The sequence below is a fragment of the Prevotella sp. AM23-5 genome, from assembly GCF_003473645.1.
Lineage (GTDB): Bacteria > Bacteroidota > Bacteroidia > Bacteroidales > Bacteroidaceae > Prevotella > Prevotella copri_A.
In genome coordinates this window covers 34,794-58,821 of record NZ_QUCG01000006.1, presented here as the reverse complement: position 1 = coordinate 58,821, position 24,028 = coordinate 34,794, and the positions used below count along the sequence as shown (strand labels likewise).

19 protein-coding genes are annotated in these 24,028 nt (G+C 48.0%); 8 read left to right on the top strand and 11 right to left on the bottom strand.

Going from position 1 to position 24,028, the window contains the following annotated elements; genetic code table 11:
* Positions 1-3: 3 nt before the first annotated feature.
* Positions 4-741 (top strand): YebC/PmpR family DNA-binding transcriptional regulator, encoded by a 738-nt coding sequence (locus DW657_RS02865; protein WP_118311338.1) that lies wholly within the window; start codon positions 4-6, stop codon positions 739-741.
* 353 nt (positions 742-1,094) lie between these two features.
* Positions 1,095-1,379 (top strand): TIGR03905 family TSCPD domain-containing protein, encoded by a 285-nt coding sequence (locus DW657_RS02860; RefSeq protein WP_118311337.1) that lies wholly within the window; start codon positions 1,095-1,097, stop codon positions 1,377-1,379.
* Positions 1,380-1,424: 45 nt separating this feature from the next.
* On the opposite strand, the gene DW657_RS02855 is transcribed toward DW657_RS02860, so the two are convergent.
* The gene (locus DW657_RS02855) at positions 1,425-1,811 is read right to left on the bottom strand and encodes a hypothetical protein (protein ID WP_118311336.1); all 387 of its coding nucleotides are present in this window, start codon (positions 1,809-1,811) and stop codon (positions 1,425-1,427) included.
* A 70-nt stretch (positions 1,812-1,881) separates the two neighbouring features.
* Between DW657_RS02855 and lepA the strand changes: the two genes are divergently transcribed.
* A complete protein-coding gene (lepA, locus tag DW657_RS02850) occupies positions 1,882-3,675 on the top strand; it encodes a translation elongation factor 4 (protein ID WP_118311335.1) in 1,794 nt (597 codons plus the stop codon).
* A gap of 45 nt (positions 3,676-3,720) precedes the next feature.
* Positions 3,721-4,320, top strand: coding sequence for a Crp/Fnr family transcriptional regulator (locus DW657_RS02845; protein WP_118311334.1), 600 nt, complete (start codon positions 3,721-3,723; stop codon positions 4,318-4,320).
* A gap of 106 nt (positions 4,321-4,426) precedes the next feature.
* Here the strand turns inward: DW657_RS02845 and DW657_RS02840 are convergent, their stop codons facing one another.
* From DW657_RS02840 to DW657_RS02825, 4 genes are all read right to left on the bottom strand, one after another.
* Positions 4,427-6,091 (bottom strand): AMP-binding protein, encoded by a 1,665-nt coding sequence (locus tag DW657_RS02840; protein WP_118311333.1) that lies wholly within the window; start codon positions 6,089-6,091, stop codon positions 4,427-4,429.
* 116 nt (positions 6,092-6,207) lie between these two features.
* Positions 6,208-7,875 (bottom strand): AMP-binding protein, encoded by a 1,668-nt coding sequence (locus DW657_RS02835; protein ID WP_118311332.1) that lies wholly within the window; start codon positions 7,873-7,875, stop codon positions 6,208-6,210.
* Positions 7,876-8,087: 212 nt separating this feature from the next.
* Positions 8,088-9,335, bottom strand: coding sequence for an FtsX-like permease family protein (locus DW657_RS02830; RefSeq protein ID WP_089542844.1), 1,248 nt, complete (start codon positions 9,333-9,335; stop codon positions 8,088-8,090).
* A gap of 18 nt (positions 9,336-9,353) precedes the next feature.
* The gene (locus DW657_RS02825) at positions 9,354-10,565 is read right to left on the bottom strand and encodes a pyridoxal phosphate-dependent aminotransferase (RefSeq protein ID WP_089542970.1); all 1,212 of its coding nucleotides are present in this window, start codon (positions 10,563-10,565) and stop codon (positions 9,354-9,356) included.
* 334 nt (positions 10,566-10,899) lie between these two features.
* Between DW657_RS02825 and DW657_RS02820 the strand changes: the two genes are divergently transcribed.
* Positions 10,900-11,403, top strand: a complete 504-nt coding sequence (locus tag DW657_RS02820) for a DUF4494 domain-containing protein (protein ID WP_118311331.1) — start codon at positions 10,900-10,902, stop codon at positions 11,401-11,403.
* A gap of 18 nt (positions 11,404-11,421) precedes the next feature.
* Complete coding sequence (locus DW657_RS02815; protein WP_118311330.1) at positions 11,422-12,093, top strand: YggS family pyridoxal phosphate-dependent enzyme; 672 nt, start codon at positions 11,422-11,424, stop codon at positions 12,091-12,093.
* A gap of 275 nt (positions 12,094-12,368) precedes the next feature.
* Here the strand turns inward: DW657_RS02815 and DW657_RS02810 are convergent, their stop codons facing one another.
* The 6 genes from DW657_RS02810 to DW657_RS02785 all read right to left on the bottom strand — a co-directional run bounded on the left by DW657_RS02810 (position 12,369) and on the right by DW657_RS02785 (position 19,343).
* The gene (locus DW657_RS02810; RefSeq protein ID WP_158577305.1) at positions 12,369-14,216 is read right to left on the bottom strand and encodes a M6 family metalloprotease domain-containing protein; all 1,848 of its coding nucleotides are present in this window, start codon (positions 14,214-14,216) and stop codon (positions 12,369-12,371) included.
* A 68-nt stretch (positions 14,217-14,284) separates the two neighbouring features.
* Positions 14,285-15,148, bottom strand: coding sequence for an EFR1 family ferrodoxin (locus tag DW657_RS02805; protein WP_118311328.1), 864 nt, complete (start codon positions 15,146-15,148; stop codon positions 14,285-14,287).
* 7 nt (positions 15,149-15,155) lie between these two features.
* Positions 15,156-15,539 (bottom strand): DUF1573 domain-containing protein, encoded by a 384-nt coding sequence (locus DW657_RS02800; RefSeq protein ID WP_089542839.1) that lies wholly within the window; start codon positions 15,537-15,539, stop codon positions 15,156-15,158.
* A 115-nt stretch (positions 15,540-15,654) separates the two neighbouring features.
* Entirely contained in the window at positions 15,655-18,510 is a 2,856-nt protein-coding gene (uvrA, locus tag DW657_RS02795; protein WP_118311327.1) for an excinuclease ABC subunit UvrA, read from the bottom strand.
* A gap of 54 nt (positions 18,511-18,564) precedes the next feature.
* A complete protein-coding gene (gene rlmH / locus DW657_RS02790; RefSeq protein ID WP_089542837.1) occupies positions 18,565-19,035 on the bottom strand; it encodes a 23S rRNA (pseudouridine(1915)-N(3))-methyltransferase RlmH in 471 nt (156 codons plus the stop codon).
* Positions 19,032-19,343, bottom strand: coding sequence for a DUF4491 family protein (locus DW657_RS02785; protein ID WP_118311326.1), 312 nt, complete (start codon positions 19,341-19,343; stop codon positions 19,032-19,034). Before DW657_RS02785 ends, rlmH begins: the two co-directional genes overlap by 4 nt.
* Positions 19,344-19,518: 175 nt before the next feature.
* Here DW657_RS02785 and DW657_RS02780 point away from each other — a divergent pair, with 175 nt between their 5' ends.
* Together DW657_RS02780 and DW657_RS02775 are read left to right on the top strand one after the other, a co-directional pair.
* Positions 19,519-21,270 carry a phospho-sugar mutase gene (locus tag DW657_RS02780; RefSeq protein WP_118311325.1) on the top strand — a complete coding sequence of 584 codons (1,752 nt, stop codon included), beginning with the start codon at positions 19,519-19,521 and terminating at the stop codon, positions 21,268-21,270.
* Between the two features lie 167 nt (positions 21,271-21,437).
* Positions 21,438-23,879, top strand: coding sequence for a DUF3943 domain-containing protein (locus tag DW657_RS02775; protein WP_118311324.1), 2,442 nt, complete (start codon positions 21,438-21,440; stop codon positions 23,877-23,879).
* The last annotated feature ends 149 nt before the right edge of the window (positions 23,880-24,028 follow it).

Here is a 24,028-nt window from a genome sequence, read left to right as displayed (position 1 = left end):
CCAATGGGAAGAGCATTTGAATATCGTAAAGCTACAAAGCTGAAAAGATGGGGCCACATGGCCAAGACATTTACTAAGTTGGGTAAGCAGATTGCTATTGCAGTAAAGGCAGGCGGTCCAGAGCCAGAGAACAACCCAACATTGCGTGCTATCATCGCTAACTGTAAGCGTGAGAACATGCCTAAGGATAACATCGCTCGTGCCATCAAGAACGCTTGTGGCAAGGATACCAGCGATTACAAGGAGGTAACATACGAGGGATATGGCCCTCACGGAGTTGCTGTGTTCGTTGATACATTGACAGATAACACAACCCGTACAGTGGCTGACGTTCGTTCTATCTTCAACAAGTTCAGCGGTAACTTGGGTACAACAGGTTCTCTGTCTTTCCTCTTCGACCACAAGGCTGTGTTTACATTCAAGAAGAAGGAAGGTCTGGATATGGACGAGATGATTCTCGACCTGATTGACTACGGTGTAGAGGACGAGTTCGATGAGGATGAGGAGAACAACGAAATCACTATCTACGGTGCTCCTACAAGCTTCGGCGAGATTCAGAAGCACCTGGAGGCTGAGGGCTTCGAGGTAACTGGTGCTGAGTTCACCTACATTCCTAACGATTTGAAGGAGGTTACTGCTGAGGAGCGCGAGACTATCGACAAGATGGTTGAGAAGTTGGAGGAGTTTGACGATGTTCAGACTGTCTATACCAACATGAAGCCTGAGGCAATCGCTGAATAAGCATTATTTTCGTATGATATTTTAGTTTTGTTTTAAAGCTTTTGCCCTTTCAGGGCGCTTGGGCCATTGCCGTTTAAACCCAGGGTGTTGCCCTGGGCTAGGAGTGGTTGCCCTTTCAGGGCGCTTGGCGGAATTTAAATAATCATACGAGCACGCCCTGAAAGGAGTAGCCCAATTCGGGCGCTGCTTTTTACCGGCACGCCCTGAAAGGAGTAGCCCAATTCGGGCGCTGCTTTTTACCGGCACGCCCTGAAAGGGCAGAAGCACATAGCCCAGGGCATCGCCCTGGGTTTTGTGTTTATTTCCCCACGCGCCCTGTAAGGGCAAAAGCTTTAAAATAAGGAGAAAACATTATGATCAATTCGAACAATGAAAATCAGGATAAGTTGAAGAAAGTAACTTATCAGACTCATGGTACCTGCTCTAAGTACATCTGTATCAGTGTTGATGAGGATGGAAAAGTGCAGGATGCCCAGTTCATCGGCGGTTGTGATGGCAACACCAAGGGCGTTTGTGCCTTGATTCAGGGTATGAAGGCAAAGGAAGTCATCGCCCGACTGAAGGGTATCACTTGTGGTAACAAGCCTACAAGCTGTCCAGACCAGCTGGCTACAGCCTTGCAGGAAATGGGATATTAATACAATAAAGAGGGTGTGTCATCAATCCATGACACACCCTCTTTTCTAATACTTGAAGACATCATCCAGCAGAACCTCCTTCGGATTCTTAGCTGAATAATAAACGAAGCGGAAGGTGAAGTGGGCATCCTTGTAAACCTTCAGGCCAGGGTTGTTGTCCAATGCCTCTTTCTGAAGTTTGTGGAGCTTATCCTTGTTGGCATCAATCGCCTTCTTGTTGTCCGCTTTGTTGCGAAGAGTCATGTAATAAGAGAATACGCGGGTGTTCTTGTCAAACACAGCACTGTCTGTTCTGCTGTCATTTACGTATGGGGTAGGGCAGTATTTCTCTGTGTATTCCTTAGCCTCACGAACCGCCTTATCTTCCAGACTTTCAGTGCAAGATACGACCAAACTAGCTAAAAATATGCTATAAATTACTTTTTTCATCATTATTATATAAATTTTTTGCAAAGATACGAAAAAAAATACTATCTTTGCACTCCAAAGAGAGAAAAATTGTATGGAGAATATAAATAAGATAAGAAATTTCTGCATTATAGCACATATTGACCATGGTAAAAGTACCTTGGCAGACCGATTGTTAGAGAAAACTCAGACCATCAAGATTACTGAGGGTCAGATGCTTGATGATATGGACCTGGAGAGAGAGCGTGGTATCACCATCAAGAGCCATGCCATCCAGATGGAATACAAGGCAAAGGATGGAGACACTTACATCCTCAACCTCATTGATACTCCGGGACACGTCGATTTCTCATACGAGGTTTCTCGTTCCATCGCAGCGTGCGAGGGAGCGCTCTTGGTTGTGGATGCCACCCAGGGTGTCCAGGCCCAGACTATCTCTAACCTCTATATGGCTATTGAGCATGACCTGGAGATTATTCCGGTCATCAACAAGATAGATATGCCTTCGGCTATGCCGGAGGAAGTGGAAGATGAGATTGTGGATCTCATCGGTTGCAAGCACGAGGATATCCTCCGTGCATCCGGTAAGACCGGCGAGGGTGTCGAGGATGTTCTGGAAGCGGTGGTAAACCGTGTTCCGGCTCCTAAGGGAGATGACAAGGCACCACTCCAGGCTTTGATCTTCGACTCTGTATTCAACTCATTCCGTGGTATCATCGCCTACTTCAAGATTGAGAACGGTGTAATACGCAAGGGCGACAAGGTGAAGTTCTTCAACACCGGAATGGAATATGATGCAGATGAGATTGGCGTACTGAAGATGGATATGATTCCCCGCAAGGAATTGGGTGCCGGTGAGGTAGGTTACATCATCTCGGGTATCAAGAATGCTACCGAGGTAAAGGTGGGTGATACCATTACCCACATCGCGCGTCCTTGTGAAAAGGCGATTGCAGGATTCCAGGAAGTGAAGCCTATGGTCTTTGCCGGCGTTTATCCTATCGATCCTAGCGATTACGAGAATCTGCGTGCCTCATTGGAGAAGCTGCAGCTCAACGATGCTTCGCTCACCTTCTCGCCTGAGAGTTCGGTAGCACTGGGCTTCGGTTTCCGATGCGGATTCCTCGGATTGCTCCACATGGAGATTGTACAGGAGCGTCTGGACCGTGAGTTCAACATGGATGTCATCACCACCGTTCCTAACGTATCCTATATGGTATATGACAAGCAAGGTGGTGAGAAAGAGGTACATAACCCATCGGGACTGCCAGATCCAACGATGATCGACCATATCGAGGAGCCGTATATCCGAGCTACCATCATCACAGCTACCAATTATATCGGTCCTATCATGAAGCTCTGTCTCGACAAGCGTGGTGAGCTTATCAATCAGGAATACGTGAGTGGTAACCGTGTGGAGCTGCATTTCATGCTGCCATTGGGCGAGATTGTGATCGATTTCTACGATAAGCTGAAGAGTATTTCCAAGGGATATGCTTCGTTCGACTATCATATCGATTCCTTCCGTCATTCCGACCTGGTGAAACTGGATATCCTCTTGAATGGAGAGCCGGTGGATGCCCTGAGTACTTTGACCCATCGCGACAACTCTGTGAGCTTCGGCCGCAGAATGTGCGAGAAGCTGAAGGATCTGATTCCACGTCAGCAGTTTGATATTGCCATTCAGGCTGCTATCGGTGCGAAAATCGTAGCCCGTGAAACTGTGAAGCAGGTGCGCAAGGATGTTACTGCCAAGTGTTATGGTGGTGACGTGAGCCGTAAGCGTAAGTTGCTGGAGAAGCAGAAGAAGGGTAAGAAACGTATGAAGCAGATTGGTAACGTAGAGGTGCCGCAGAAGGCATTCCTTGCGGTGCTGAAGCTTGACTAAGAGATTCGACGAAATAAATTTTAATAACTAGGAGGAACTTAAATTATGAGTGATTTTAAGGTTATCACCCCTAAACGAGACATAGCCAGAGAGCTTGCCCGTAGGTATAGTACGATGACTCATGACGAGTTGGATGTACTGGAATCAATCCTGGAGCCAATCAAGTATGGCAAGGGCGAAAAGATTCTGGTAGAGGGTGAAGTGTGCAGAAACATTTCTTATATAGAGAAGGGATTGGTGCGCCAATTCTATACCAAGTATGATAAGGAGGTAACAGAACACTTAGGTGTTGACCATTCTATCTTCATGTGTATTGAAAGTCTTTTCAAGGAAACCCCTTCCTACCTCCAGGTTGAGGCTTTGGAGCCTACCTTGGTGTATGCTTTGCCGAAGGCGAAGCTCGAGGCGGCTGCCATAAGAAATGTAAACATCCAGATGCTTTACCGTAAGATTCTGGAAGAAAGTTTGATTCAGTCGCAGGTACATGCCGACCTGATGCGATTCGAAACTGCGCCTAATAAGTATAAGCGTCTGTGCGAGCTGAATCCGCAGGTGGTGCTCCGTGCGCCGCTTACTTATATCGCCAGTTATCTGCAGATGACGCCTGAGACGCTGTCTCGTATCCGATCAAACACTTTGTTGTAATTATAATCATAAAAAAATGGTGTAACTTCTTTTTTTGAAGCTACACCATTTTTTTTGTATTTGTATCTCTTTTATTTCTTTTATTCCTTTATCAGGAGTTTTCTTATTATTCAGCAGTATAGAGGAATCGCTTGATACTCTTCTTAGGAGTCTTCTCAAATTCCTCATCGTGGATGCGGATCTCGCTTACCTTGCTGTAGGCTGGAACCATCGTATTGAGCTCCTGACGGTTCTGCTCCATAATCTCTTCCAGTTCGCTTCTGCCCAGGTTCAGAGACTGAGCCTCATCGAAGTCTGGATATACCAGAGCCACCAGCTTGTCGCCCTTCTGAACAACTACGCTCTCTGCAACGAGGGCGAGAGAATTGAGCTTATCCTCGATTTCCTCAGGATAGATGTTCTGACCGCTGGCACCGAGCAACATGTTCTTGCTGCGGCCCTTGATGAATACATTGCCGTCGCCATCCATCGTTCCGAGGTCGCCGGAATGATACCATCCGTTCTCGTCGATGGTCTGCTTGGTAGCCTCCTCATTCTTGTAGTAACCCAGCATCACGTTAGGACCCTTGGCAAGGATTTCGCCTGGTACGTTCTCCGGATCCGGACTGTCGATGCGAACCATCATGTGGAGCGCAGCCTTACCGCAAGAGCCCGGTACGAAGTTCTTGTAATCTTCGTAGCAGATGATAGGAGCACATTCTGTAGCACCGTAACCCACTGTATATTTGAAGCCCACGCCGTGGAGGAATCTTTCTACTTCCTGATTGAACGCAGCGCCGCCGATAATCACCTCATAGAAGTTGCCACCGAAGGCATTGGATACCTGTTCGCAGATCTTCTCCTTCACCTTCTTGCTGATAACAGGCATGTGGAGGAGCATGCGCATACGGTTGTTCTGAATCTTAGGGAATACCTTCTTGCGGATAATCTTCTCGATAACCAGAGGCACAGCGATGATAACTGCTGGCTTGATGCGTCCGAATGCCTCGGCGATGATGGCTGGGCTAGGGATGCGGGTGAGATAGAAGATGTGGCAGCCCTTGATGAACTCGAAGATAAACTCGAAAGCCATACCATACATGTGTGCCATCGGCAGGATGCTGATGACTGAATCTCCAGCCTTGATCTTCTTGCCCAATACATTCTCGGCAAAGTCGGCATTGCCCCACAGCGCACGGTATGGAACCATCACACCCTTGGAGAAACCGGTTGTACCACTGGTATAGTTGATCATAGCCAACTCGTCAGGATCCTGGTCGATATAGTAGCTGACGTGGTTCTTGCGGAAGTACTTTGGGTACTTGATGCCGAACATCTCGTTGAGGTGCTCACGGGCATAAGTCAACTTGTCGGTACGTGAAACCACGAGCGAGTAATCTGGAATGTAGATGATACCTTCCAGCCCCGGCATCTTGGTTGCATCTACCTGTGTAGCAACCACGTCGCCCACGAAGAGCAGCTTGGCGTCGCTGTGGTTCACGATATTGTGAATCTGTTCTGGCATGAACTCATGCAGGATAGGCACTGCGATGGCACCATAGGTTAGGGTAGCGAGGAAAGCCACTGCCCAATTGGCACTGTTTCTACCGCAAAGAGCAATCTTGTCGCCCTTTACTACGCCGGAGTTCTCAAACATAATGTGCAGCTTCTCGATCTTGCGTGCTACATCGTGATACTGCAAGGTAGCTCCCTTGTAGTCGGTCAAGGCATCCATATCCCAATGGTCTATGATGCTCTGCTGGATAAGTGCGTTAAAGCTAGGAATTTCCATATTCTTATTATTTAACGATTTTTCTAAGTTCATATTTTTCTCGTACTTGAAGTCTCTATCTCTGGGTTACGCTTTGTTTCGCGTATTATATTACGTCCTGGTATAGGTAACGCTTGTTATATCACGTCCTGGTATAGGTAACGCTTGATAGACTTCTTGGCTGTCTTTTCAAATTCGGTGTCGTGCAGCTGGATGCGTGATATCTGCGCAAAGCTAGGCATCTGCATATTCAGTTCCTTTCGGTTCTGCTCCATGATGTTGGCGAGGTCTTCGTCTGAGAATCCCAGTTCCTTGCTCTCTTCCATTTCAGGATGAACGAGGGCCACGAGCTTGTCGTCCTTCTGCAGCACGATGCTCTCGTTGACCATAGCCATAGAGTTGAGCTTATCCTCAATCTCCTCCGGATAGATGTTCTGTCCGTTAGGACCGAGCAGCATGTTCTTGCTTCTACCTCTTACGAAGAAATGTCCGTCGGCACTCATCGTTGCCAGGTCGCCGGTATGGAACCATCCATCTTCATCAATCACGGCATCGGTAGCCTCCTGGTTCTTGTAGTAGCCCTTCATCACATTGATGCCGCGGCAAACCAGTTCGCCTGCTACGTTTTCTGGGTCATCGCTCAATACCTTTACCTCCATGTGCTTCACGGCAACACCACAGCTACCTGCCACATAGTTGTCCTGATGGGCGAAGGTGATTAGCGGAGCGGTTTCCGTAGTACCGTAACCCATGGCGATAGGGAAGCCGATGCTGATGAAGAAGTTTTCAATCTCCTTGTTGAGTGGAGCACCACCCACAACCACCTCGTAAGGACGCTCGCCAAACTTGCGCAGTACAAACTCGCGAACCTTCTCCTTGATGCGCTTGTTGATGACAGGCATGTTCATCAGCAGTCGGGCACGGTTGGTCTGGATATGTGGGAATACTTCTTTTCTCACGATCTTATCTACCACGAGTGGTACGGCAAAGATGATGTCTGGCTTGATTTCTGCCAGCGCCTCAGAGATGAGCGTAGGGCTCGGAAGGCGGGTGAGGAAGAAGATATGGTTACCCATCGCCATATTGTAGATGAACTCGGTCATGAGTCCATACATGTGAGCCATCGGAAGGGTAGAGAGGATGTTGCAGTTCTTGCCGATCTTGGGACTTACCGTATCCATCAGATAATCGAGATTACCCCAAAGGGCTCTGTATGGCAACATCACACCCTTGGAGAAACCTGTAGTTCCGCTGGTGTAGTTGATCATCGCCAGTTCTTCCGGATCATCCACATGATATTTCACATGCTCAGGGCGGAAGTACTTGGGATATTTATGACCAAACATTGCGTTGAGATGCTCGCGGGCGTAAGTCAGTTTCTCTGAACGGGAAATGACGAGTGAATTATCCGGCAGATAGATGATGCCTTCCAGTGTAGGCATTTCATCGGGAGTAATCTCCGTAGCCACCACATCACCCACAAACAGGAGCTTGCTCTCGCTATGGTTCACGATGTTGTGAATCTGCTCTGGTTTGAATTCGTTCTGTATAGGCACGACGATTGCACCATAGGTAATAATAGCCAGGAAAGCTACTGCCCACTGGCTACTATTTCTACCGCAGACGGCAATCTTGTCGCCCTTCTTCACATCGCTGTTTTCAAACAGGATGTGCAGTTTCTCTATCTTTCTGGCAACATCGTGGTACTGGAGTGTAGCGCCCTTGTAATCGGTGAGCGCATCCAAGTGCCAATTCTTGATGATGCTTCTCTCAATATACGAGTTAAAACTTGGTATTGAATTCATTGCACAATTTACAAAATTTTGTGCAAAGGTACGGAAAATACTGCACATCGCAAAATAAAATGTGCATTATTTTATAGATTAGCGTAAAATATTTTAGGAACTAGGTAAAAATATATAGTTTTATCCCATTATTGCCATTTACTGGTGGCAATAATGGGATAATTTTACACTTATTCATCTATCGTGAATCATTTATTCATCAGCCGTGAATCTTATTCGTATCTCATCGATTTGGCTGGATGAATATGAGAGATGAGGTAACTTGGCGCTACCAGCATGAAGATGCTGATGAGGAGGGTGGCTACGTTAAGTGCCACGATAAAGAGCCAGTTGAACTCCACCGGTACCGTACTTACGTAGTAAGTCTGGGCATCGAGCTTCACCATTCCCGTGAAATGCTGCAGGGCAAGAAGTCCCAGTCCGATGACATTGCCCAGTAACATTCCCTTGCCGATGATGAATACGGCAAACCAGAGGAAGGTGTGGCGGATGGTCTTGTTGCGGGCACCCAGGGCTTTCATCACTCCAATCATCGAAGTGCGCTCCAGGATGATGATGAGCAATCCGCTGATCATCGTTACGCCTGCCACGATGAGCATCAGTCCCAGGATAATCCATACATTCAGGTCCATCAGGCTGAGCCATTGGAAGATGTTCGGATTCAGTTCCTTGATGGTGGCGCTGCTGTAGGTTTCTCCGTAATGATCTACGGTACGGTTCACCTTATTGATAACATAGTCTTCCGTCTCGTTGAGCTTGTCGAAGTCCTTCACGGTCAGTTCGGCACCGCTTGCCTGGTCATCCTCCCATCCATTCAGCTTCACGGCTGTATAGAGGTCGGTATAGACCATCAGTTCATCATACTTCTTGAGATTGGTCTCGTAGATGCCTGCGATGGTGAACCGGCGCATTCTCACGCCCTGGTTGTCGATGAAGTAGGCGAAGATGCGCTCGCCGTTCTTCAGCTTCAACTTGTCTGCCATCAGCTTGGAAATCAGAATCTGGTTATGGCTGGCTTTGTCATCAAACTTCGGTATGCTTCCTTCCACCATGTTCTGATGGATGAAGGTAGAGTCGAAATCCGGTCCCACACCCTTGAGCACTACGCCCAGGAAATCGTTGTCGGTCTTGAGGATTCCTTCTTTCATGGCAAAGCGCTGCACATGTTTCACGCCCGGAATCTTCTGGAGCACCTTCACCATCGAGTCGTTCATCACCACCGGATACTGGTTCTGCTGCTGCAGGGTCATGAAGTCGGCCACCTGGATATGGCTTCCGAAGCCAATCACCTTGTCGCGGATGGTGTGCTTGAATCCCAGCACCACGCATACCGACATGACCATGATGGCAAGTCCGATGGCAACACCGGCTGTGGCAATATGAATAGCAGGGCGAGAAACCTTACGTTTGTCGCCCTGATCACGATATAATCTCTTTGCTATAAACAGAGGAAAATTCATATTTCGTTCTTCACTTTCTTACAGTCCTTCATCCTCTACTCTTCCCGGGTAAGCTTCGAGTGCCTTGGCAAGAACAATCAATGCGCGGTTCAGGTCGTCTTTCTTCAATACGTAGGCCATGCGCACCTGGTTTCTTCCGGCACCAGGAGTGGTGTAGAAACCTGAGGCTGGAGCCATCATCACGGTCTCGCCCTCATATTCAAACTCTTCCAGACACCAACGGCAGAACTTGTCTGAGTCGTCGATAGGCAACTTGGCTACGGTATAGAAGGCACCCATTGGGATAGGAGAGTAAACGCCAGGGATACGGTTGAGACCGTCGATCAGACACTTGCGTCGTTCTACGTACTCATCATATACATCGCGATAGTACTCCTCGGGTGCATCGAGTGAAGCCTCGGCAACAATCTGACCGATCAGTGGAGGAGAGAGGCGAGCCTGACAGAACTTCATCACCGCCTTGCGGATCTCGGCATTCTTGGTAATCAGGGCACCCACACGGATACCACACTCGCTGTATCGCTTGGATACAGAGTCGATGAGCACGGTGTTCTGCTCGATACCCTCCAGGTGCATCGCACTGATGTAAGGGCTGCCAGTATAGATATACTCGCGGTAAACCTCATCAGAGAAGAGGTAGAGATCGTACTTCTTCACCAGGTCGCGAATCTGGTTCATCTCTCTGCGGGTATAGAGATATCCGGTAGGGTTGTTCGGGTTACAGATCAGAATGGCACGGGTGCGCTCATTGATGAGTTCCTCAAACTTCTCCACCTTAGGCAGGGAGAAACCTTCCTCGATGGTAGTGGCGATGGTACGGATCTTGGCACCCGCCGAGATGGCGAACGCCATATAGTTGGCATAGGCAGGTTCTGGCACGATGATCTCGTCTCCTGGGTTCAAGCAACTCATGAACGAGAAGAGCACAGCCTCAGAACCTCCCGATGTGATGATGATATCATCGGCAGTTACGTTGATATTGAATTTCTTGTAATAATCTACTAGCTTCTCACGATAACTGAGATAGCCCTGACTTGGAGAATACTCCAAGATGGTGCGGTCGATGTGTTTCAGCGCATCGAGACCACACTGTGGAGTAGGCAGGTCAGGCTGACCAATATTGAGGTGATAAACCTTAACTCCACGTTTCTTTGCTGCGGCAGCCAGTGGAGCCAACTTTCTGATAGGTGACTCTGGCATTTCAAGACCGCGTACAGATATTTCTGGCATCTTTTCTAAATAATTCTTTCTGTTATTAACCCTAGCAAGCAGTTTCCTCTTCCAGGCACGGTACTTACCCAGCCTTATCAGATGAAACAATATCTCGCAAATCGACTGCAAAGATACGTAATTTCATTGAAAATACGTAATAGATTGGGTTAAAATTTGATTTTTTAGTAAAAAACTCTTTATTCTGTTGTTCTTCTCCATTCTTTTTTATAACTTTGCATCATCTTTCGGCGCTTTCACCCTGCCTATCATATAATAGGTGGAAAGGGAAAAGGTGGTCAGGAAAAGGATAATAAAACAAAGATTTTAAACATTAGTAAAAGGAAAAGAAATTATGAGAAGTAGAACAAGCACTTGGTTTGAGACAAAGGTTAAATATCAGAAGACAATGGAGGATGGTTCAGAAAAGGTGGTTTCTGAAGCATACGTGGTTGATGCCCTGAGTTTCACCGAGGCAGAGAGCGCTATTATCGACGAGATGTCTGTCTATGTAAGCGGCGAGTTGAAGGTCAGCGGTATCGGTAAGGCTTGCTATGGAGAGATCTTCTTCAGCGATATTGATGATGATGACAAGTGGTACAAGGCTAAGCTCCAGTTCATCACCATCGATGAAAAGTCTGAAAAGGAGAAGCGCTCTAACGTTACATATCTCGTACAGGCTAAGTCTTTGGCTCGTGCACTCCGCTATATCGACGAGGTGATGGGCAAGACCATGATCGACTATGATGTAGTAGGCTTGAACGAGACCAAGCTGATGGATGTTTTCGAGCATCACGCTCCTGGCGAGAAGAAGGAGGAGAAGAACGACGTACCTGAGTACGAGCAGCAGAATCAGTAAAGAGAGGGAGGAAGAACTATGTATGATGTAAAAGGAAATCTTCATGAAGTGTTGGGCAGCTTGCCTGCAGGGGTTAGCCTTGTAGCCATCAGCAAGTTTCATCCCAACGAGTTTATTGAGGCGGCGTATGCCGAGGGGCAGCGCATCTTTGGCGAGAGCCATGAGCAGGAACTCGCCAGGAAGGTGGCTTCCCTGCCTAAGGATATCCAGTGGCATTTCATCGGTCATTTGCAAAGTAATAAGGTGAAGTACATTGCTCCTTATATCTCCATGGTTGAGTCGGTGGATAGCCTGAAGCTCCTGAAGGAGATTAACAAGCAGGCAGCCAAGCACGACCGCGTGGTGAAGGTGTTGCTGGAACTGCATATTGCGGAGGAAGATACCAAATCGGGGCTTTCGCTCGATGCCTGCCGTGAACTCCTGGAGTCTGGCGAGTGGAGAGAGATGCCTCATGTGCAGATATGCGGCTTGATGATGATGGCATCGAATACCGATGATGAACAGCAGATTGCCTCTGAATTTGATGAGGCTGCCAAGTTCTTCGATGAGGTAAAGGCAAAGTATTTCGCCGATGATGATGCCTTCTGCGAGCGCAGCTGGGGTATGAGCCACGACTATCATATCGCTGTCAAGCACGGCAGTACGATGGTGCGCGTGGGTACTACCATCTTCGGTCCTAGAATCTATTAAAAGAATATGAAAAATCCCTAGACGATAGCTGATATCGCCTAGGGATTTTTGTTTTGTTCCTAATGGAAATTATATCTGATGTTTTTAATGATTGTCTTCACTGTTAATGATGATTGTCTTCATCATTAATGGCATTTGTTCTTATCCTTAATGATAATCTATGTTCAATAGTGTTGAACCTATGTTCAGCACTGCTGAACTTAAGTTCAACACTGCTGAACACACATTCAACGTCGCTGAACATAACTTTCTATTCATAGCGGAAGTTTTTCCTCTTAGTATATTACCTTCTTTCCCTTATTGGTGATGTAAAGATGTCCCTTGAGAGGGGTGGCAATCTTCCTGCCTTCCAGGTCGAAGTATTCGGTTGGGGTGGAGGTTGCATCCTTGTCAAGAAGGGTGTTCTCGATACCCGTAGCCTTGAAATCCTTGAGGTAGTCGAAGCTGACGATGCCGGTAGCCTCATCCTTTGCGATGTTGTAGAGTGGGCGGGTAGTCATCGTGCTCCAGTTGAACTTCACTTCTGTAAGACTGTTGATGTCGCTTCCATCCTTTCCGATTCCATAGGCAGGGAATGGGTCGTTTGCGCAGTTCTCCCAGTATTCGTCTATAGTATATTTTTTGTTACCAACATTTGCCTGGTTGATGATCAGACCATCAGCTGGAACGATGGTTACTCTAGGAATACCGATGGTGTCGTTAGGGTTGTCCGTGAGGTGTACCTGGTCGATATCGCTGTAATCGATGCGCCATACCAGCAGGCCATAGCCTAGAAGATGCTTGTACCAACCTTCGTTTCTGATGTTCTGGAGGAGGAGGAATTCACCCTTGGCCCTTTCCTTTAATTCCTTCTTTTTCTTATCACTAAGTTCGGTTGAAGAGTAATTCTCGTTGATGCGGAAATTATCTTCGTTCACATCAGCCTCTATCTTGTAAGCTTTTGATGCTAAGTCGTATGGTTCCAGGGTATATTGTCCTGCCTGTGTTCCATCGAGCGTGATAGGGGTAGCCCATCCCATCAGCATCTTTTGCCATGGTGTATAAGGGGTAGGACAGTAACCATCGTATGTATATTCGCCTGCATCCATCAGATCCCAGAACTCTGGCGACTGGTTGTCGGCATTCTTATACTCGGTATCATAATGATCAGGCAAGCCCATGGTATGAGAGAACTCGTGACAGAAGAGTCCGATGCCATTGATGGAAGGGGTTTTTGAATCAGGCGAACCATTCAACTCGTTGTTGAGACCAAAGCGACAGACTCTGCATCCGTTGAAAATCAGGTACTTCAGTGGTGAAATCTCTTTGCCGTTCTCATCATATTTATAGAAATTATCGGTACCCGACTTAGGCCAGAGATAGTCGTCGGAATTGCCGCTGATACTCTGCGAATAGCCGGCATAGATGATGTAAACCAAATCTACGAACTTGTCGCCATCGGAATCATATTTAGAGAAATCAATCTTGTCGGCAACCTTGTTGCAGGCCTCACAGATCATCTGCTTGAAATTCTTATCTGTACCATTTTGAACATTTTTATCATCTGCTCCATAGTATGCAGATTTCTGACTGACAGTAACTGGACCTACGATGTCGAACTGTGGGGTGAATTGCCCCATGCTGCATTCCTTGAAATACTCCTTTACCGAACCGTAGTTGACATCTTCCTGGTTGAATACCGAAGCATCCTGGCTAGGTACTGGTGTGCCGAAATCAGCATTGAGGTAATGGTTGAAGGTGGCAACGGGGTCGCTGCTCTTGAACTTTACATCCTTGAAATCTACCAGGATAACCAGCGCCTTGGGCGATCCTGTATGAGGAAAATAGGCTGGGCGTATTGAGCCAATGCCACTTGCTCTTGTCTTGAGAGTATTGATAACTGTAGCTTTTCGGGCATTGAGCGTCTCGGTAGAGATGATTTCGTATTTTCCGTTATCACTCTTCTTCAGCGGAGTGCCGTCGAGAAGCGAGTAATACGAAAAATGCTCATCTCCATTGAGAGTTGCTGATACGATGGTACCATCCACCAGTTGTAATTGGGTGATACCTGGTTTCGCCTTGACTGCAAACATGGTAGTGGCAGACATCAAAGCGAGTGTTAGGCATAGGATAATCTTTTTCATCATTATTATGGATTAGTTACTGAATCATTATTATGGATTGGTTCTGGATCCCGCTTCAGAAGGGGCAATTATCTGAAATAGTATTGTCCCTTCTTCTGAGTCTGGTTTCCAAACTCGATGGCGTGATGCGGACAATGGTGATAGCAGGTAAAGCAGGTGAGGCAATCCTTATGGTGCAGCCAGACTGGATATTCGCCATGTCCGCCCTTGATATCACCTACCGGACATACGTTGGCACAGATGCCGCACTTCACGCAACGGTCTTTCTCTACGTGGAAACGCTTGTCGGTGATGAGTACATTCTCGAAGAAACCACCCACCACCTTGGTGAAGAACCATGGGATAGGACCTTTGACCAATCGGCTGATGCCTTCCTTGCGGTCGAAGATTTCTTCACATACTACGGCAAGTTCCTGTGCCGCCGTTTCCTTCTTTCGGATTTCACGCTCCTTCGGATCCACATCCATGAACGGCAGACCGATGTACGATTCCGGCATGATGAGAGAGTAGGAGGATGAAACCTCCGTAATGCCCAGAGCCTGAAGCGATGGGTTCAGGGAAATCACCTCGTTGAGATTCTCTATAGTTAGTCCGATGCTGTCGCCTGCCGTGCAGACGCAATAGGCGAAGGGGCGATTCTTCTGACAGTCATCGGCTTTCGCCTTGTTTCCGCCAGTGGCATCAGATGATACTCTCTGAATCTTCATCTTGCAGATAAATTCCCTTACCAGTTTCGGCACACGCCATCCATGTACGGGGAAAACGAATCCGAGCCGTTCATTCTCTTTCAGAATAAACGGCTCGGCTAAGTTATGGCTTGAATCATCTGCCCTCATGTAAGGAGCGATGGAAATCAAGTCTTCACGAGTAGCCGCCGCCAGTTTCGACGCCGCCCACTTGGTATTTCCTGTTCCAGAAAAATAAAATATCATATCAAGCTTACTTCTTCTCGTTCATCACGCCTTCAATATAGATGCGTGACATCTCTACATTGCCATTGGTACGAACGGTGATGCTCTTCTTGAAATGACCAGGGAACATACCCTTGCCATTGTAGGTAACACTGATCTGTCCCTTCTGACCTGGAGCGATTGGCTGCTTGGTATAAGATGGCACGGTGCAACCGCAGCTAGCGATAGCCTGGTTGATGACGAGAGGCTTGTTTCCCACATTGGTGAAGGTGAATACAGCCTTCTGCACAGGAGCGGTCTCTTCGAAGGTACCGAAGTTGTGCACTACCTTTTCAAACTTGATTTCTGCCTGAGCTGAGGCTGTTGCTACCATAGCTACGAGCATCGTCAAAGCCAATATGATTCTTTTCATCTTTATATCCTTTCTTTATTAAATTTACTTATTGATGTACCTTATTATATATTAATTATATGCTAATTGGATGCAAAAGTACATATAAAGTTTATTATAGCGCTACTTTTTTACATTATTTTATATAATTCTTAAGAAATTTACCAGTTAAGCTGGTTTTGCATGCGACAACTTCCTCTGGAGTACCGGCTATCACGAGGTTACCGCCCTTGTCGCCACCCTCTGGTCCGAGGTCGATGATATGGTCGGCACACTTGATGACATCCAGGTTATGTTCGATAACTACCAAGGAATGACCTCGTTCTATCAGCGCCTGGAAAGCATGGAGCAGACGCTTGATATCATGGAAGTGCAGACCGGTGGTTGGCTCATCGAAGATGAAGAGCGTAGGCGACTGGTCTTCCTTGCCGATAAAGTAGGCGAGTTTCACACGCTGGTTCTCACCGCCGGAGAGGGTGCTGGAGTTCTGACCGAGCTTGATATAGCCCAATCCAACCTCCTGCAGAGGCTTGAGTTTGCTGACGATGATGCGGCAGGCATCGAAATCGCCCACATGGTGCTGAAGTCTTTCATCGCTGAAGAACTCTATCGCCTCGTTCACGGTCATGTTCAGCACATCATTGATATTCTTTCCTCCGTAGTGTACCTCCAGAATATCGTGCTTGAACCGCTTGCCCTTGCATGCCTCGCAGGTAAGGGTGAGGTCAGCCATAAACTGCATCTCGATGGTTACGTATCCTGCTCCCTTGCATTCCTCGCATCTTCCGCCCTCGGTATTGAAGGAGAAGAATTGTGGGGTGAATCCCATCTGCTTGGCGAGTGGCTGGTTGGCAAAGAGGGTGCGGATGGCATCGTATGCCTTCAGATAGGTGGCAGGGTTGCTGCGGGTACTCTTGCCGATAGGGTTCTGATCTACAAACTCCACGTGCTTGATGGCATCCACATCGCCTTCCAGCGAACTGTATTCGCCAGGTGCATCTGCCACCAGGTCGAGATGGCGGCGGAGGGCAGGGTAGAGGATTCCCTTGATGAGGGAACTCTTGCCCGAACCGGATACGCCGGTGATGACGGTGAAGATGTTGAGCGGAATCCTTACATCGATGCCGCGGAGATTGTTCATTCGGGCTCCCTTGATCTCGATGGCTCTGTTCCATGCACGATGACTGGCAGGAACGGCAATCTCCTCCTTGTGGGTGAGATACTGGATGGTATGGCTCTCCGGGAATTTCTCCAGAAGGGCTTTCTGCTGCTCTGGGTCGGTGGATGAGTATTCGGATGACGGACCGGCATATACCAGTCTTCCACCCAGTCTTCCTGCATCCGGACCGATATCGATGAGATAATCGGCAGCACGCATAATCTCTTCGTCATGTTCAACCACTACCACGGTGTTGCCCAGTTGCTGCAGCTCTCTCAGTACCTTGATGAGTCGGTCGGTATCTCGGCTATGGAGTCCGATACTTGGCTCGTCGAGGATATACACGCTGCCTACCAGCGAAGAACCGAGGCTGGTGGTCAGGTTGATGCGCTGGCTCTCTCCTCCGGAAAGGGAGTTGGAGAGACGGTTGAGGGTGAGGTAGCCAAGTCCCACATCCAGAAGGAATTGCAGGCGGTGGGTAACCTCGGTCAAGAGTCGCTTGCCCACTTCCCGCTCATGCTCTGTCAGCTCCAGCTTCTGGAACCATGCGCTGAGATTGGTAATCGACATATCTACCAGCTCGGTGATGCTCTTTCCGCCAATCTTCACATAGTTGGCTTCCTTCTTGAGTCGGGTGCCATGGCAATCCGGACAGATGGTCTTGCCTCGGAATCGGCTCAGCATCACACGGTATTGTATCTTGTACTGGTTCTCCTTCACCATTCTGAAGAATTCGTCGATGCTCACCCGGTCGTGCGGGTCGCGCTTCTTGTCCGAAGGCAATCCATGCCAGAGCCAGTCTTTCTCCTTCTGGGTGAGCTCGTAGTAAGGCTTGAAGATCGGGAAGTTGTATGGCTCCGCACGTCGGATGAATTCCTTGAGCCACATGCCCATCTTCTCTCCACGCCAGCATACCACGCATCCATCGTAGAGGCTCATGGAAGTGTTTGGGATGACGAGCTTCTCGTCGATGCCTATCACGCTTCCGAATCCCTCGCAGGTAGGGCAGGCACCCAGTGGGGAATTGAAGGCAAACATGTTGTCGGTTGGTTCCTCGAAGGTGATGCCGTCGGCTTCGAACCGGGTAGAGAAATCGTAGCTGATATTGCTCGGCAGGAAGAGGAGACGGCAGGCACCGTCGCCCTCATAGAAAGCAGTCTCGGCAGAATCGATGAGGCGGCTGATGTCGTCCTTCTCATCGCTTACCGAAGCACGGTCGATGACGAGGAAGATATCCTCCGGCTTGGCATCGCCCTTGAAATCGTCGATGCGGATGAATTCACCTTTCACCAGAATGCGTGCGTATCCCTCCTGAAGATACATCTCCAGTTGCTTTTCCAGGCTTCTGCCTTCTACAATATGTAGAGGGGCAAGGATTACAAACTTGGTGCCCTTGGAAAACTGTCGGGTGCAGGCAAGCACATCCTCGGTAGTATGGCGCTTCACTTCCTGTCCGCTGATAGGCGAATAGGTTTTGCCGATACGGGCGAAGAGCAGGCGCAGGTATTCGTAGATTTCCGTACTGGTGCCCACGGTGGAACGTGGGTTTCGGGAAATCACCTTCTGCTCGATGGCGATGGCAGGAGGTAATCCCTTGATGAAATCACATTCCGGTTTGCTCATTCTGCCCAGAAACTGGCGGGCATACGAAGACAGCGACTCCACATACCGGCGCTGTCCCTCGGCATATAAGGTATCGAAAGCCAATGAAGACTTGCCCGACCCGGAGACTCCCGTAATGGCAACAAACTTGCCTTGCGGTATCTTCACGTCGATGTTCTTCAGGTTGTTGGCTCTCGCCCCCTTGATTTCTATATATTTTTCTTTCCCCATTTTCTTTTTTTTACTTTTAAGATGAAGACTTGGGATCTCTTTACCCTATTACCCTTATTCGTGGTGATAAGGTTCGCCTTTTATAATAGTACATGCGCGATAGAGCGCTTCTGTAAAGATGAGGCGTACCATCTGATGCGAGAAGGTCATCTTGGAAAGGGAGATCTTCTCGTTGGCGCGGTCATATACAGCCTGCGAGAATCCGTAAGGACCCCCGATGACAAACACGAGTCTTCTGGCAGTAGCCTGCTTGCGCTCTATCCATTTGGCAAACTCGATGCTTCGGAACTCCAGTCCGTGCTCATCCATCAGCACCACGGTATCAGAAGGCTGAATCAGTTTCAGAATCAGTTCACCCTCCCGTTCCTTCTGCTGCTGTTCGCTGAGACTCTTGGTGTTCTTGAGTTCAGGAATCGTTGTTATATTGAAGGGCATATAGTGGGTGATGCGCTCGGCATAATCCTTGATGCCCGCAATAAAATGCTTGTTTACGGTCTTGCCGACCAATATCAGTTCAGTTTTCATTTTTTATAGTATCCTTTCTTTTCCAGCTTCGGGTTCTTAGGGAACCATCCCTTCTCGCAGCGTTCTTTCTGTTCGAAGAGTTCCCCGATGCTCCAGAGACAGGAAGCACCCAGCACACCGAGAAGGGCAGAGAAGAGAACATTCGCAACCAGGAAGGCTGCACCCACGCTGATAATACCCGCAACCAGGAACACCCACCAGTAGCGGGTGCCCGTATGATACTCTACCTTGATGACAATAGGGTGGAAGAGTCCTATTATTAAAAAGGTGGAAACGGCGATGATGACGCCAGTATAATATAATTCCATAAGCCTCTTTTTTATTACTTTTTTGTTTCAATGTGCAAAAATACAAAAAAAACTCCAATCTTGTTTGGTTTCTCGAATATTTTATATATCTTTGTACGCAAAAAGAGAAATATTGTGCTGTTTTCGGGCACAACCCTCTGATAGAATAATATTAATAACAAAATAGAATCAAACTATGGCTAATAACGCAGAATTGATTAAGCAGTGTGAAGAAAGAGCACAGCAGTGGCTCACACCTGCTTTTGATGAAGAAACTCGTAACGAAGTAAAGGCAATGCTCGAGGCTGAGGATAAGTCAGCACTCGTAGATGCTTTCTATCAGAACCTGGAGTTCGGTACTGGTGGTTTGCGCGGTATTATGGGCGCAGGTACCAACCGAATGAACAAATATATCGTTGGTATGGCTACACAGGGCTTTGCTAACTACATCCTCAAGGCTTTCCCAGGTGAGGAGAACCTTTCTGTTGTTGTAGGCCATGACTGCCGTAACAACTCTCGTCTCTTCGCAGAGACTGTTGCTGCCATCTTCTCAGCTAATGATATCAAGGCTTATCTCTTCGAGAGCCTCCGCCCAACACCCGAGATTTCATTCGCTATCCGCGAGCTCGGTGCCAAGGCTGGTGTCAACGTTACTGCTTCTCACAACCCTAAGGAGTACAACGGTTACAAGGCTTACTGGAGTGATGGTGCTCAGGTTCTGGCTCCACACGATACTGGTATCATCGAGGAGGTGAACAAGGTTACTATCGACCAGGTGAAGTTCGAGGCTAACTGGGATAAGATTCAGATCATCGGTGGTGAGATGGATTACGACTACATGACAGCCGTTCATTCTGCTATGATCGACCAGGATGTCATCAACCGTCAGAAAGACCTCAACATCGTTTATTCAGCTATGCACGGTACAGGTCGTGTCATCGTGCCTCTCTGTCTGCGTTCTTGGGGCTTCCAGAACATCAATGTAGTTCCTGAGCAGATGGTTGTAGATGGCAACTTCCCTACAGTGGTTTCTCCTAACCCAGAGAATGCTGAGGCTATGACTCTCGGTATGAAGCTCGGTACCAAGTTGAACGCTGACCTCGTAGTAGCTACTGACCCTGATGCAGACCGCCTCGCTATTGTTTGCCGCGATGACAAGGGGGAGTGGATGATCATCAACGGTAACCAGACAGCCATGATGTTCTGCTACTATATCATCGAGAACAAGAAGAAGTTGGGTAAGTTGAAGCCAACAGACTTCCTCGTAAAGACCATCGTTACAACAGAGGTGATTGCTGAGATTGCCAAGAAGAATAACGTAGAGTTGCGCGACTGCTACACAGGTTTCAAGTGGATTGCACGCGAGATTGCAATCTCTGAGGGCAAGCAGCAGTATATCGGTGGTGGTGAGGAGAGCTTCGGCTTCTTGCCATACGACAAGGTACGCGATAAGGATGCTCCTGCATCTATCTGCCTGATTTGTGAGATTGCTGCCTGGGCTAAGGATCAGGGCAAGACTCTCTACGATCTCCTGATGCAGATCTATGCAGAGTATGGCTTCAGTAAGGAGTTTACAGTAAACGTGGTTCGCCCAGGAAAGACGGGTGCTGACGAGATCAAGCAGATGATGGCAGACTTCCGTGCTAACCCTCCTAAGGAACTCGGTGGCAGCAAGGTGGTTACCTGGAAGGACTACCAGAGTCTGGAGGTGAAGCATGCTGACGGCAGTGTAGAGAAGCTCGATATGCCTGCTACAAGCAATGTACTCCAGTGGTTCTGTGATGACAATACCAAGATCAGCGTTCGCCCTTCTGGTACAGAGCCTAAGATCAAGTTCTATATTGAGGTAAAGGATCCTTCATTCAAGTGCGCTGGCTGCTACAACCGCTGCACAGCTGCTGCTATGGATAAGATTGAGGCTATCAAGAAGAGCTTGAACCTGGATTAATAAAAGCAATTGAACTTTATAAGAATGTGTGGGGAGGAGAAATCTTCGCCTGCACATTCCTCTGAAAGATATTTTTTTTGATGCATTATTTAGCTCCAACTTTGAATAATGCAATTTCCCGGCGAGAAGTCATCCTGACTTCTCGCCATTTTGAATTTGATAGGTATATGGATAATAAGAGAAAGATTATTGCCCTTTTGATGGGACTCTCGCTAGGAGGTCAGTCTGTCTATGCCCAAGGGTATAGTTCTGGCAACGTGTCTCTGTTTTGCTCGCCCGATACACTCAGGGGTGCCCAGATAGGTGTCTTTTCCAGTGTGGTTCGCCAGCAGATGCGTGGTGTGAGCTTGGCTGGTATCATCAATTCGGTGGGCGATGATATGCGCGGTGTGCAGGTTTCGGGTGTTTCCAATGTGGTGAAGGGTGGCAATGGCGTGCAGTTGTCTTTATTTAATAATGTGTCCAGTTCTCCGTTCCGCGGAGTTCAGCTGAGTGGACTTTCCAATATTTCCATGGGTATGAAGAGAGGCTTGCAGATTGCAGCAGCCAATGTCAGCTCTTCCTATATGCGTGGCATGCAGTTGGGTGGCTACAATTATGCTGATACCCTGAATGGTTCTCAGATTGGTTTGTTAAATGTTTGCCTTAGCCATCCTCGTGGTGTGCAGATTGGTGTCATCAACTATAGCCGGGATACTGTAGCCCATAAGATAGGACTGGTGAATGTGAACCCAAAGACGCGTATCGACTATATGTTTTATGGCGGTTCTGCTACCAAAGCCAATCTTGCCATCAGATTCCGCAACCGGAGTACGTATAACATCCTCGGTATCGGAACCCATTATTTCGGATTGGATGAGAAGTTTTCGGGTGCCTTGTTCTATCGCATCGGTCAGTATTTCCAGTTGTCGCCTAAGTTCTCCCTGAGTGGTGATCTGGGTTTCTATCACGTTGAATCGTTTCAGGAACATTCTCAGGATAAGCCGGAACGGCTCTATTCGCTGCAGGCTCGCATCAATGCCGACTATCAGTTGGGCAGATACACCAGTGCCTTTGCCTCTGTGGGCTATGGGGATACCCATTATTATCATGGTGGCAGGTATCGCCGTCGTGCCATTGTAGAAGCAGGCTTGGCTGTGCGCCTCCAGCGCACTTCATCTTTTGGGAATGTCTCTGCCAGGAAGGAGAATGAATATGATATGGAGGCATGGAAGGAAGGAACCATTTTTGCCTTCGATGATCCGGAGCGACAGAAGAAGCATCCTTGGAAGGCTGCCTTGGAAGCTTTTGCCATCAATGTGGGTGTGCAATGCTTCGACCAGTTTGTGATGAACGAGGAGTTTGCCAAGATTTCCTTCCATAGCATCAAGCACAATATTGAAACGGGATTTGTTTGGGATAACGACCAGTTCTCTACCAATCTGTTTGCCCATCCATACCATGGCGGACTCTATTTCAATGCTGCGAGAAGTCATGGTATGAATTTCTGGGAATCGGTGCCATACTCTTTCTGTGGAAGTTTGATGTGGGAGACTACCTGCGAGATAGAACCGCCTGCCATCAACGACCTGATGGCTACTACTTTTGGTGGTATTGCCATCGGAGAGGTGACGCATCGTGTGAGCAATCTGGTATTTGATGACCGCCTGTCTGGTTTCCCTCGTTTCATGCGAGAGTTCCTGGGAACCCTCATCTGTCCGATCAAGGGGTTGAATCGAATCTTGAGTGGCGATGCCTGGCGGGTGAGAGGCAAATATTATAAATATCACGATTACCAGCGCAGTCCTGTCAGTTTCTTTGCATCGGCAGGTTACAGATACCTCGCAGACAACAATACGCTGTTCCGTGGTGAGGGCAATCCATACGTCCGTTTCAATCTGGTTTATGGCGATCCGTTTGATGGCGAAACCACCAAGCCATACGACTACTTCACACTGGATGCCACTTTCGGCTTGAGCAGCAACCAGCCTCTGATTACCGGTCTGCATCTTCTGGGAAGATTGTGGAGTGTACCGGTGGAGGTGAGCAAGGGCACGGAGATGGAGTTCGGTATCTTCCAGCACTTCAACTATTACGATTCGCAGCCGGTGAAGGATGGTACCAGTCTGGTGCCTTACCGCATATCCGAGGCAGCCTCTTTCGGTCCGGGCATCATCTACCGCTTCCCTCAGGTGGGCAATCTCACCAGGTTTGAGCAGCGTGTCTTCCTGGATGGTATCCTGCTGGGTGGAAGTCTGACCGATTATTATAATGTGATAGACCGCGACTACAACATGGGTAGCGGTTATAGCGTGAAGGCTATCAGTTTCATGGAGTTCGGCAAGGTAGCTACCTTCCAGATAGGTGCCGACTATTATCGCATCTTCACCTGGAAGGGATATGAGGGAAAGGATCTGGCAACGACCGATCCGCTCTATCTCAATGCCCAGGGCGACAAGGGAAATGCATCTCTGCTGGTGCTGAATGCCCGCTTCGGTCTGGCGCTGTCCAATCGGCTGAACCTGGACTTCAATGTGTCCAACTATTGGCGTGATACCCATTACTCATATCATGACGATGTGAAGTCTAAAACCTTTGATATGAGTCTGGGTTTGCAATACAAGTTCTAGGAGCAGTCGTCTTATTAGTAGATATTTAGCCGACTTTTAGCAGAAATTAGGGGTGCAAAGGGAAACGATATACATAAAAATGTAGAAAAATCGCAAAAAGTTTTGCATATTTTCTGGATTTATATTACCTTTGCACCCATATTTCAAAC